We start from the raw sequence: 12,719 nt of genomic DNA, 5'->3' as shown, positions 1-12,719 counted from the left end.
GCCAAATATTATTTACTCCACTTATCCTTAAAGTATCTCAATGCAATCGAGTTATTCCTATCCTCATCGTTTTCCTTCCCATGATTATTGATAGACGCCAGACTATTGGCTTTAAAAAAGTCTGTCTTCCAAAAAGGCGTGTAGCAAAATCTTCTGGATGGAAGCACATATTTTGGGGCCTTTGCATGCGCACTTACCCAAACATCATCTACATACTTCAAAGCAATTGGTTCCTCGGGGTAATTCTTCAATTCTTCAAGATCAAAAAAACGGGGACGTATCAAGAAACCTGAATAGCCTTGAACAATGTCGATAGGATAATAATCATTAACTCTAGTAGTAGGTACTGGAACCGGGGCCTGAAGTCTAACGTTTGCCCAGAAAGTGGAATCTCTGTCCACCAAATCTTCAGGAACTCTCCAACCACTAGATGTCAACATCCAGTCTGGGTTATCATCGGAAGCTTTATCGAAATCTCTTAGCATATTTCTGGGATACATATTATCGTCATCCACCACCAATATCTTTTGATCTGGAAAAAGTGTCTCGACTGCTGGAATAAATTTTGTGCTTGGCCCCCAATCCTTTTCAGTCCTTATTACTTCCAAACACTTCAGACCTTCAATTTCCTTTGGAATGTTATACCCCACCTGCTCTCGCATTGACAATTCAGGAACATAAAGATGGATTTTTTTAGGTGCTCTTTTTTGTGCTAGCAAGCTTTTAAGTGTAGGAACAATCTCAGATATCCTACTCGGAATGGTAGACAAAGAAACTATCACATCTGATTTATTCTTGTTTGTTTCGCAAAAGTCATCCCAATATTGAAGCGACTTACTAGTCGTAGAATAGTAATGCCAGATGTCCAATAAAAAATTTTTACCAGACAAATAATTGAAAGTATTCAACCATAGTAAAAAGAAAAATACCAGTCCTAAAACCAAGGCCATCACACTAAATGTAGTGAACCATAAAATGGAAAGAAAGACTATTCCAACTGCTGCTATATGTGTAATTTTCATGAAATAACCCTATTAATCAGGATATCTATTTTCTTGCGAAGATTGAAATAAAAAACGGATAACCAATCTAGATTGTATGGAAAGTTTGGATTTAGTTTATTCCTAACGCTCAAATATCGAATCGGGTATTTTGAGCTGATATTAACTTCATCTTTTGTTAAGTGTATGGATTTGATTTTCTGGAATTTATAAAGCAATATGGTCAGCAATGATTGATCATCTCGATGATTTTCCCGATTTGCTCCTTTAGGCTTTATGCACTCATAAATTAAAGCATATTTTTCCCATTCCAAGACCAACTCTCTAACATCTGGGTTATGATAACCAAACCCACACATGCAACCACAAATGTTTCTATTGAGATAAAATGATTCGGGTACATCCATATAATCCAATGTAGCCTGCACCGTCCATTCTTTCAAAGTCCCTGAGCCACCAATAGGCGCATAAACGCCATGCGTATCAATTTCTTCCCAAACATAGTCTAGAGACTTGCTTAAAATGGTAGCACTATCTAACCAAAGTAAGTTGCCCTTTTGCTCCTCAAATACTTCCCTAACAATAATGGGTTTGAATGAATAGGTCTTGTGTTCAAGCTTGACAAATTCAGGATATTTCGAAAAATCAAATTTTCGAACCGCGAGATTCGGCACTTTTCTCAATACACTGTCCAGGTGAGTTTTTTGTTCTTCTGTAAAACCTAAATCATAACAAATCAATTGGCTATTTTCATATTCCTTGTTAACCTTGAAGGAATAGACAAACTGACAAAAGGTTCGAAAGTAAAAAGCGTCTGCAGCTGTAAGTATGGTATTACCTGCAACCATACTAGACCAGCTGACCCTCCATGAGTTTTATCACTCGATCTCCTCGATCAAAATATTGCTCATCATGAGAAATTACTATGATTGTTTTTCCGGCTTTCTTCAAGTCTTGCAGAATGATCTCGTAAAATATCTTTTTGAAATGTGGGTCTTGATTTGCTGCCCATTCATCAAACAAATAAATGTCCGTATCCTTTAGAATAGCATTGATTAGACTTAATCTTTTTTTCTGACCTTCTGATAACCGTGTAGTAGAAAATTTATTATCCTCAATTTTTACTTTTTTGGTCATCTCCAAGGTATTCAACAGCCCCTCACTTCTTTTACGAACAGCGTCACCTTCAATATGAGTAATATTTTCAAACAGATAAGAGTCCACAAAAGTGGCTGAAAATTTACTCCTATAATCTTCCCTATTGGCATCATTGATTTTTTGACCAGAATAATAAATATCTCCTTCTTTTGGCGGGTATAATCCAAGTATCATCTTAGCCAGCGTTGTCTTTCCACTACCATTTCCCCCTAAAAGGAATATTAGTTCTCCTCTTTTAATGCTCAAATCAATCGGGCCGAGCTCAAAATGTTCATCCTCATCTGGATTATAGTATTCATGCTTTATGCCTTTCAGGTCAATAAGTACATCGCCGTCTTTGGTATCGATCAGCAACTCAGGTTCTACCGGGACGGCTGAAGATTCTAAATCAATACCCGTACTACTAATTTGCTCTAAGGCAACTTCTATTCTCTTCATATTGCTAAACCAACCAGACACTGTTGACAATGGAGCCATAATAAAAAGAACCAAAGTCAAAAATTCACCAAATACAGAAGGTTGAACAAAACCACTTGCATATATATAAACGACCAATCCAGCCATACCTAACAAAAGCACCATATCTCCAGACTTGGAAGCAATGGCCACAACAACGCTTTCCTTCACCATGTACCTGTTTTGCTCCTTACTCGTGTCTTCAATCACCTTATTAAGGTAAAAGTCTTTAAACTTCTTATTGATTGATAATTCCTTTATCCCATAAGTAAGGCCTTCAAATATTTTAAAAATATCATTCCACAGCACTCTTGATTTTTCCTGATAGCTTCTGATCAATGGTAGAGACAACCTTGTGAGCAAAAACACTGCAAAAAACAGGCAAAAAACAGCTAAACTTAATGTAGGGTGCTGAAATACAATATATCCTAATACTCCTAAAACTGTTGCCAAACCAGTAGTTACGCTAGGCAATCGATCTATACCATGATATATCGATTTAATGTCCTCTGTAAGAATTGGGAATATTTTGTCTTGATTAAATTCAATTTGCTGAAAATCAGCCTGTAATATCTTTGTAGATAAAGAAATACGAAGTTTGTGAATTATACCTTGGCTTAGTTTAGAAATAGCAAATGAAGATAAAATAGCCAGCACTCCATAACTCAACCACAACATGCCAAACTGAAATTTAAAATCACCGGCTTGAAAGTTCGAAGTGTTTATTGACTCTACAATCATTTTGATAAGAAAAGAGGAGCACAACCCAGTCAAAGCACTAGTTATTACAGCTACAATAAACAGTAGCTTGGACGACTGGATTAATAATTTGATTATTTTCATTTGATGTTTTTTATTGCCGCAAAAGATGCTTTACTTTTCAAAAGAGGACTTTTCTGGGTAGTAATTCTTTAAAAATTCTTGAACCAATTCTACTACTTTTTGATTGGGGTTGTCTTTCTGATCATCGTTTAGACAATAAAAATTGGGTTGTACCCTATTGATTCTTTCAAAAGCTCTTTGTTGCTTCGAAAAGTTGTTGGTGATCTTATGAAAGATTTGCCATTTTTTCAATTCAAATACATTTACTGGCCGGCATGTTTTACGCTGATATTTCAGCATATAATATTTGTAGAGCTTATAAGCCATAAAATCATCGTCTTGCCTAAAACGATGCAGCCGTTTTTCATGAGTCTTATCCGGCCAGAGCTTATACATATTATCCCAATACTCTTTTTTCACTAGAAGGGGGCAATGTTCTACCAATCCCAACCCAATAATATCATTCTTAGCTTCATAAATCCTCCAGCTTGGATTTTCCCCGAACAATGTGCCAAATACATTGATCTTTCCTTCTTTTGACATGAATGCCTCTAGCGGCGTTTCATTACCAAAAAGAAAATCATCGTTCATATAAAGAAAGTGCTCTGACAAGCCTGGTATCTTATCAAGATAACTTTCAATTACGCTGGAACTATAAGTCGGTAAATACTCCTGATCGAAAATATCTTCATGATGCACGATCTTAATTCGAGGATGATCAGGGTTTAACCACTCTGGTATCTGAGGCTTCTGAGTGAGTATATAAATATTGCCGGCCCAGGGTACAAATTTCTCAATTGAACGCAGACTATATTTAATCATATCGTACACATCTCTGAATCTTTCAGGATTCACATCATCCAAATTTTCAGCGAATTTCTGACACCTTTCTATATAAACAGGATCATCTCCGTTCACCCAGGTATAAACAATATCAATAGACTGATTCGAATTGCTCAAATTTTGTTTGATTTGCACGATTAAAATTGAGCGCAAAACTATGAATCTTTCATCCATCATACAAAAACTTCAACGCTTTATCAATGTATTCCTTACCACTCTCCCAGGTAATTACACAAACAGAAAGCTTGAAATCTTAGAAGAGCTTTTTAAAGTCACAAATGAATACATGCAAAAGACCGGCGCAGTCTATTGGATTGACTTTGGCACTCTTTTGGGCTATCACAGAGAAGAAGCCATCCTACCCCATGATATTGACGTAGACTTTGGCGCCCATGAAGAAGAATTTGAAAAAATTTGGAGTAAAAGAGATGACTTACCGAAAGGCTTTAAGCTGTACGACACTTCATTCCGACATCGAGGACCTAAACTCTATTTCAATTACAAAGGGTTCGATGCCGATATCTATTTCTATGAGGATAAAGATGGTACACTGACATCCTATGAAAACAGTCATTATATAGCTGAGCGGACGCCGTACAACAAAGAGCTGGCCTTACCTGTCAAACCTGCCAAATTCTTAGGACAAGACACATTCATTCCGGCAGAACCTGTGGCCTATCTAAAACACATTTACAACTACCTGGGTAGCAACGGACGTAGAGATCGGACTACCGGTTATTGGTACGAGAAGGAGGATTAATTGCTGAGTCTTGGTAGAATTTTAGTCAATGCTCGATTGAGGTGATCTTCGTCATCGATTTCGCACCAGACTAAATCTGATTGTTTTTCAATAAAAATATCTTCCTTAGGAGATAAAACATTGAAAGCATATTCATATTTCATCTTTTTAATGGTTGGAAGAGCGATCATTTTCTTATAAAAATTCAGACTCAACTTACAAATACCTACCAGCTCAGCGTAAGCGTTGATTTTGTCATTGCCATCTTGTGACAAGTATCGAAAGTCCCCATTTTCAAAACCGTGTAAATAAACCTCATCCCCTGAGTCGGTAAAGCCACTTCCCAAAATCACATTAGAATGATTGGATTTTAGTATGGTCTCCAAAGCTGAAATATCATACAGTAAGTCTGATTCTAACAGCAAAAACTCTCCATCCACATACGGTGCAGCACAAACCAACGTATACATACTTTCTGTCGTAGAGTATTCATCATTATAGAAAATTGTCAGATCATACTTGTCAGCAATGTCTTCGTACGCAGTACCCTTGTGACCTACACCAACCACGATTTTTTCTATGCCATTATCTTTTAATAATCGAATAGACCTTTCAATCAAAGTCTCTCCTCCAACTTCTAGAAAACCCTTAGGCATTTCCTTAGTCCGATCGCCCAACCTAGTCCCGCGTCCTGCTGCTAAAATGACCGCTGTTTTGATATTATTCTTACTCATGGTGTAGTTTTAAAATACTCAGTTTTCAAAGTGGCGAAGATAGATAAAAATTGCTTTGGGGGTAAATGCAATTTTATGAGTCATAGTAAATGATTGCAAAATATATCTTTTAGTTTTGCAACCCGACCCAAAATGTATTTCAAAATAATTAAGACTTTAAAATCAAGTTTAGCATGAAAAAAGTGTATGTCGGTATGGGTACTGATTTGGTACACCACGGCCACATCAACATCATTGAAAAAGCACGTGAATTAGGGGAAGTAACCATCGGGTTATTGTCAGACGAAGCGGTATCAAAATTCGCACGCGTACCTTTCCTTTCTTTCGATGAGAGAAAACAAATTTTGGAAAACATCAAGGGTGTACAAGAAGTCATTCCTCAGGAAGAACTTGATTACGAAAAAAACCTTAAGGCTCTAAAGCCTGATTATGTTGTTCATGGAGACGATTGGAAGACTGGTCCGCAAAGACACATTAGAGACAGAGTGATTAAAACTTTGGCTGAGTGGGGTGGAGAACTGGTTGAGCCAGAATATACTTCTGGAATTTCTTCAACAGGTTTGAGACAAGCATTAAAAGAAATTGGAAACACACCAGACATCAGAAGAAGAATGTTGAGAAGAATGCTCGACAACAATCATTTGGTGAAAGTGATGGAGACTCACAACGGTATTTCAGGTCTAATTGTGGAAGACACAAAAGTAGAGCTCGATGGCGAAGTACGTGAGTTTGATGCCATGTGGGTAAGTAGTTTGACTGACTCTACTGCTAAAGGCAAACCTGATACAGAATATGTAGACAGAACTTCAAGGTTCTCTACGATCAATGATATCTTGGATGTAACAACCAAACCAATGATCCTTGATGGTGATACTGGTGGTGTAGCGGAGCACTTTGCTATGTTGGTAAGAAACATCGAAAGATTGGGACTTTCTGCTGTAGTGATTGAAGACAAAGTAGGCTTGAAAAGAAACTCACTTTTCGGTACTGAAGTAGAGCAAACTTTGGATACCATCGAAGGATTCTGTGAGAAAATACAAGCTGGTAAAAAAGCACAGGTAACAGACGAGTTCATGATCTTCTCTAGACTAGAAAGCTTAATCGCTGATAAAGGTATGGAAGATGCTTTAACAAGAGCCAAAGCGTATATAGAAGCGGGTACTGACGGTATCATGATTCACTCTCGCCACAAAGACGGTAAAGAAATCATGGAATTCATGAAAGAGTACCAAAAATTTGACGTGAAGGTGCCAGTCATCTCTGTACCATCTTCATACAACCAATTCACTGAAGACGAATTGAAAGCTGCTGGTTTCAGCATTGTGATTTATGCCAACCACTTATTGAGAAGTGCCTTCCCTGCCATGAAGAAAACTGCTGAGTCTATTTTGACACACCAGCGTTCAAAAGAAGCAGATGAGTACTGCATGTCTATCAAGGAAATCTTAACCATTTTACCAAATTAATTCATGCTTAAGACCGCAGAATTTTTTGATTTCGTCACATCGAAAGGCGTAGATTTCTCTACAGGAGTTCCTGACTCTTTGTTGAAAGATTTCTGTGCTTATGTTGCTGACAATAGTAATGACATCATCGCTGCTAATGAAGGAGCTTGTATTGGTATAGCCGCTGGCTATCACCTGGCCACAGGAAAGATTCCTTTGGTTTATATGCAAAACTCTGGTTTTGGGAACACAATCAATCCCTTGACTTCTTTGACAGATCCTGATGTTTACTCTATTCCTATGCTTTTGATGGTAGGCTGGAGAGGACGCCCAGGAGTGAAAGATGAGCCTCAGCATGTCAAAATGGGCAGAATCAATGAGGCCATGATCCAATCATTGGAGATTCCTTATTGCATTTTGTCAAAAGATATGGCCGAAGCACAAAAGCAAATTGATACTGCCTTTGAATTTATGCAAAAAGAAAAGGCTCCTTATATTTTATTGATAGAAAAGGAAACTTTTGAGCCGTACAAGCTGCAGAGCGCAAAGCCTGACACCTACCCTATGTCAAGGGAACGTGCCATTGAGGTTTTGTTAGAAGAGCTTAATGATGACGATGTAATGGTATCAACCACAGGTAAAACTTCAAGAGAAGTTTTCGAAGTGAGAGAAGCTAGAAACGAGCCACATTATAGAGACTTTCTTTGTGTAGGCAATATGGGGCACACTTCTCAGATTGCCTTGGGTTTAGCGCTCGGCAAACCTGACAGACGAGTAGTTTGTTTAGATGGTGATGGCTCATTTTTGATGCATATGGGATCCGCTGCTATTGTGGGAGATCAGGCGCCAGATAATCTAAAATACATTTTGGTTAACAATGGCGCACATGAGTCTGTAGGTGGTCAACCTACTGTAGGTTTTACTACAGATTTCAAAAAGATTGCTGAAGCTTGTAATTACAAATCGACATTCACGGCCTCTTCGGAAGAAGAATTGAAAGAGATCATGCCAAAGTTCTTAGCTAGTTCTGGTCCATCTATGTTGGAAATCAACGTAAAGAAAGGTTCTAGAAAAGATCTTGGCAGACCGACTATCAAGCCGGTCGACAATAAAGTAGATTTTATGAAAAATTTGGGTAACTAATTAATCCCAAATCAGATGAAAATATATAAAGTCGTTCTGATCTAATCGGAATGACTTTATTTTTGCCCTAATAATTCCATAACCATGACAAGAAAAATACTCCTCAACCCCGGCCCTGCCACTACCACTCAAAATGTAAAAGACGCATTAGTAGTAGATGACATTTGTCCAAGAGAAACCGAGTTTGGCAACTTAATGCATGACATCTGTGACGGGTTATTAGCCATTGGAAAAGGAGAAAAAGACTACAATGTAGCCCTTTTTGGAGCTAGCGGCACTGGTGCCATGGAAGCTACACTTACTTCAGCAATCGGTAAAGAGGACAAAGTATTGATTCTAACGAATGGAGCATACGGAATTCGTATGACACAAATTTGTGATAATTATGGAATCAACTATAACTCCCTTTTTGAATATGGAGACTTCACAGAGCCTACGAAGGTAAAAGAAGCATTAGCTACAAATAAGTACACGCATCTAGCATTTATTCATCATGAAACCTCTACAGGCATGATGGATCCTGTTGAAGAATTGGTTTCAATTTGTAAGGAATTGAACGTGGTTTCCATTGTTGATGCGATGAGTACGTTTGGTGCCTATCCATACAAACTTTCTGAACTGGGTGTAGATTATATCTTTAGTTCGTCTAACAAGTGTATTCATGGCATGGCTGGCCTGTCATTTGTATTGTTTCACAACAATCAAAAGGAAGCATTAAAAGCCAATGGTAGAAGCTACTACTTCGATGTCTATAAACAATGGGAAAACCTTCAGAAAAAGAACCAACTAAGGTTCACCCCTCCTGTTCAAATTTGCTATTCATTCATGGCAGCAATAAAGGAGACTTTGGCCGAAGGTGTAGAAAAAAGATGGGAAAGATATAAAGCCAACTGGCAGATTCTTTACGATGGTCTTTTGGATCTCGGTTTTAAACCTCTACTTCCTCTAGATCAGGAATCAAAAATTTTGCTAGCCTTAAAGTTAGATGGAAAAGCGGGTTTTGACTTCGATCACTTTCATGATTATCTTTATGAAAGAGGTATTACGATATACCCTGGAGTGATGCCTGAAAAAGCTACCTTTAGGGTGGCTATCATCGGTGATTTATATCCAGATGATATGCATAAAGTCATGGAAGAAATGACTGCCTATTTTAATCAATAAAAAAACTGAACCTTACGTATCTCTTCTGTATTGATTGCGTAAAATAGTCGACTATAAAATTCAATCGAGCTGCATTTTGAACACTACATTACCTAGTCAGTGATGTGCACTTATTTCTCTTAATGACACAAACTTATACCAAAGCACTAACCCTGTTTTGGAAAGAAAACTCGTATGTTCATATTCCCGGACTCTTTAAGGATCGTATCAACGAATTATCTACTTGGATAGATGAAATATCCAATTGGGGGCCTGGTATTGACAAATGGATGTCCTATTATGAAATGGATAACCCGAGTCAGCTTTCACGTGTAGAAAACTTCATTCCTTATCATGATGGCATGAAGGAAATATTCACTGGAAAAACGATCACCTCTTTGATCTCAGAGTTGATGCAAGAGCCTGCAGTTTTATACAAAGAAAGAATTAATTACAAATCTCCAGGTGGTGGCCCACATGCGGCTCATCAAGATGGCGTGGCCTATGAGCAAGGAGAGAATTCCTCATTCGACCCAAAGATTGCTCCTTACCTATCCATATTAGTTAGTGTAGATGAAGCAACCGAGGAAAATGGTTGTTTACAGGTAGTTCCCAATTGGCCACTTGATTCATTAGAAATTATTCCAATGGAAGCTCCATATGCTGACCGACCAGAATATAAGAAAATCAAACAAAGCATTGAGGATTCACTCACTTGGAAAAAGCTACCAGCTCAACCCGGAGATGCTTTGATTTTTACTGAAAGGTTGCCTCATCGATCCGAGCCCAATCACTCTGATAAAACCAGAAGAATTATATATGGAGTTTACAATCCATTATCTGATGGTGGTGATAAGAGAGAGAAGTATTATACGGATAAAAAACAAAACCCAAATGATGCGCGTTATATGGTAGGCAATCCACACGCTCCTAGCCTTTAGAATTAAGAAAAATTTGATATAAAAAAAGCTTCAATATTTGAAGCTTTTTTTATATGTATCCATTGGAGAAATTATCTAATAAATAATAACTCTCTATATTTTACAAGTGGCCAATCTTCGTCATCTACGAACAACTCCAATTTGTCTACTGCATATCTAATCTTATCGAAATATGCTGCTTTTACTTCATCACAGTAGGCGATGGCACGATCTCTACTATCTTCAATGTTATTGGCTTTCTTACGTGCTTCGATCATCGCCAAGGTATTAGATTTTACACTTGAAGCGTATTCAGATATTTGCTTGATAGTCTCCACTACCTCTGTGTTATCTACGCCAAGATCCTTCAAACCCTGCGCATTTTTTATCAACTTATTTTGATAAGCAATAGCAGTAGGCAAAATGTGATTCAAGGCCAAATCACCCATCACCCTAGATTCAATTTGCAGTTTCATGATGTAATTCTCCAACATTATTTCATGACGTGCTTCTATTTCAACATCACTCATGATCTTGTTGTTTATAAAAACCGCCTTAGCTGCATCGCTCACATAAAAATCAAGCGCTCTTGCTGTATCCTTCACATTAGACAAACCTCTCTTTTCAGCTTCATCAGCCCATTCCTGAGAATAACCGTCTCCTTCGAATCTGATAGCTTTAGATTCCAAAATGTATTCTCTCAATTCGCCTATAATGGCTAATTTTTTATCTACTCCTTCTTTGTCGATACGACTTGTCACTTTGGTATAAAACTGATTTAGTCGCTCTGCAACAATCGTGTTCAACACAGTCATTGGATTGGCAACATTGGCATCAGATCCTACCGCTCTAAATTCGAATTTATTTCCAGTAAAGGCGAAAGGTGAAGTTCTGTTTCTATCAGTATTATCAAGTATGATTTCAGGGATTTTGTCAATTCCCAATTTCATGTAAACATTATCTCCTTTGTCAACTTTTACATCTCTATTCTTTTCTAGCTCATCAAGCACGCTTGTCAGCTGTTGCCCAATAAATGCTGAAATGATTGCAGGAGGAGCTTCATTTGCTCCTAGTCTATGATCATTACCTGCAGAGGCAATACTCGCTCTCAACAAATCAGCATGCTCATGAACTGCCTTTAGCGTACAAACTAAATACACCAAAAACTGTAGATTCTCTCTTGCACTACTACTTGGTTGGAAAAGGTTGACTCCAGTATCCGTGATCAAAGACCAGTTATTATGCTTCCCACTACCATTTAATCCAGCAAAAGGCTTCTCATGGAAAAGAATCTTCAAATCGTGCTTCAAAGCCACCTTATCCATCACATCCTTCAATAATTGATTGTGATCAGTTCCTTTATTAACCTCCTCGTACATCGGCGCACATTCAAACTGAGCTGGTGCCACCTCATTGTGTCGAGTCATTACTGGAATACCCAATCGCTGACATTCATATTCGAATTCTTTCATGAACTCAAATACTCTTGGAGTAATCGTACCGAAATAGTGATCGTCTAATTGCTGGCCTCTTGCAGGGTTGTGTCCAAATACTGTTCTGCCAGCCATAACCAAATCTGGTCGCGCGGCATACAATGCTTTATCCACTACAAAATACTCCTGCTCCCAACCTAATGAGGCGGTTACCTGAGTCACATTACGATCAAACAACTTACATACTCTTGTAGCGGCTCTATCTACAGCATCCATTGATTTCAACAATGGAGCTTTATAATCAAGCGCTTCACCCGTATAGGCCACAAATATGGTAGGAATACAAAGCGTAGTATCAATAATGAAAATCGGTGAGCTTGGATCCCAAGCTGTATATCCTCTCGCTTCGAATGTACTTCTAATTCCACCATTTGGGAAAGAAGAAGCATCTGGCTCTTGTTGTACTAAAGCACTTCCTTTGAATTGCTCCAACCCTTTTGATGGATCAAAAAATGAATCGTGCTTTTCAGCGGTAGCACCAGTGAGTGGTTGAAACCAGTGTGTATAGTGCGTCACACCCTTGCTCATCGCCCAAGTTTTCACTGCTGCAGCTACAGCTTCTGCTGTTTCCGCGTCAATTTTCTTACCTCTCTTGATGGCTTTATCTACTTTCTTAAAAACATCTGATGAAAGAGATGCTCTCATCTGCTCAGTACCAAAAGCAAGTTCTCCGAAGAAGTCAGAGATTTTTCCTTCTGGCAAATTGAATTCAATCTTAGATCTGGATTGTACTAAATCCAGCGCTTTGAATCTTAAATGTGCCATATTATGTATCTAGTTTATATTTCAAATTGAATGAACAAAAATAAATATTCCCTTCCT

At 38.1% G+C, this 12,719-nt stretch carries 11 protein-coding genes; 5 read left to right on the top strand and 6 right to left on the bottom strand.

Annotation, left to right across the window (positions count from 1 at the left end; translation table 11 throughout):
- Positions 1–8: 8 nt before the first annotated feature.
- The 4 genes from R8N23_RS11090 to R8N23_RS11075 are packed head-to-tail and all read right to left on the bottom strand — an operon-like array spanning position 9 to position 4,397.
- A complete protein-coding gene (locus tag R8N23_RS11090) occupies positions 9–1,022 on the bottom strand; it encodes a hypothetical protein (protein WP_318171664.1) in 1,014 nt (337 codons plus the stop codon).
- The gene (locus R8N23_RS11085; RefSeq protein ID WP_318171663.1) at positions 1,019–1,849 is read right to left on the bottom strand and encodes a DUF1647 domain-containing protein; all 831 of its coding nucleotides are present in this window, start codon (positions 1,847–1,849) and stop codon (positions 1,019–1,021) included. Before R8N23_RS11085 ends, R8N23_RS11090 begins: the two co-directional genes overlap by 4 nt.
- Before the next feature lies 1 nt (position 1,850).
- Positions 1,851–3,458, bottom strand: coding sequence for a cyclic peptide export ABC transporter (locus R8N23_RS11080; RefSeq protein ID WP_318171662.1), 1,608 nt, complete (start codon positions 3,456–3,458; stop codon positions 1,851–1,853).
- Between the two features lie 30 nt (positions 3,459–3,488).
- On the bottom strand, positions 3,489–4,397 hold the full coding sequence (locus R8N23_RS11075; RefSeq protein WP_318171661.1) for a Stealth CR1 domain-containing protein: 909 nt from the start codon (positions 4,395–4,397) through the stop codon (positions 3,489–3,491).
- A gap of 40 nt (positions 4,398–4,437) precedes the next feature.
- Here R8N23_RS11075 and R8N23_RS11070 point away from each other — a divergent pair, with 40 nt between their 5' ends.
- Positions 4,438–5,040, top strand: coding sequence for a hypothetical protein (locus R8N23_RS11070; protein ID WP_318171660.1), 603 nt, complete (start codon positions 4,438–4,440; stop codon positions 5,038–5,040).
- On the opposite strand, the gene R8N23_RS11065 is transcribed toward R8N23_RS11070, so the two are convergent.
- Positions 5,037–5,753, bottom strand: coding sequence for a phosphocholine cytidylyltransferase family protein (locus tag R8N23_RS11065; RefSeq protein WP_318171659.1), 717 nt, complete (start codon positions 5,751–5,753; stop codon positions 5,037–5,039). The genes R8N23_RS11070 and R8N23_RS11065 overlap by 4 nt on opposite strands.
- A gap of 173 nt (positions 5,754–5,926) precedes the next feature.
- On the opposite strand from R8N23_RS11065, the gene aepX reads away from it, so the two are divergent.
- The 4 genes from aepX to R8N23_RS11045 all read left to right on the top strand — a co-directional run bounded on the left by aepX (position 5,927) and on the right by R8N23_RS11045 (position 10,425).
- Positions 5,927–7,219 carry a phosphoenolpyruvate mutase gene (gene aepX / locus R8N23_RS11060; RefSeq protein WP_318171658.1) on the top strand — a complete coding sequence of 431 codons (1,293 nt, stop codon included), beginning with the start codon at positions 5,927–5,929 and terminating at the stop codon, positions 7,217–7,219.
- 3 nt (positions 7,220–7,222) lie between these two features.
- Complete coding sequence (gene aepY, locus R8N23_RS11055) at positions 7,223–8,341, top strand: phosphonopyruvate decarboxylase (protein WP_318171657.1); 1,119 nt, start codon at positions 7,223–7,225, stop codon at positions 8,339–8,341.
- 84 nt (positions 8,342–8,425) lie between these two features.
- Positions 8,426–9,505, top strand: coding sequence for a 2-aminoethylphosphonate aminotransferase (locus R8N23_RS11050; protein WP_318171656.1), 1,080 nt, complete (start codon positions 8,426–8,428; stop codon positions 9,503–9,505).
- Positions 9,506–9,627: 122 nt separating this feature from the next.
- The gene (locus R8N23_RS11045) at positions 9,628–10,425 is read left to right on the top strand and encodes a phytanoyl-CoA dioxygenase family protein (RefSeq protein ID WP_318171655.1); all 798 of its coding nucleotides are present in this window, start codon (positions 9,628–9,630) and stop codon (positions 10,423–10,425) included.
- A 71-nt stretch (positions 10,426–10,496) separates the two neighbouring features.
- On the opposite strand, the gene R8N23_RS11040 is transcribed toward R8N23_RS11045, so the two are convergent.
- Entirely contained in the window at positions 10,497–12,662 is a 2,166-nt protein-coding gene (locus tag R8N23_RS11040) for a glutamine synthetase III (protein WP_318171654.1), read from the bottom strand.
- Positions 12,663–12,719 lie beyond the last annotated feature (57 nt).

The organism is Reichenbachiella sp., from assembly GCF_033344935.1.
Classification (GTDB): domain Bacteria; phylum Bacteroidota; class Bacteroidia; order Cytophagales; family Cyclobacteriaceae; genus Reichenbachiella.
This window is presented reverse-complemented; position numbering and strand designations above follow the sequence as displayed.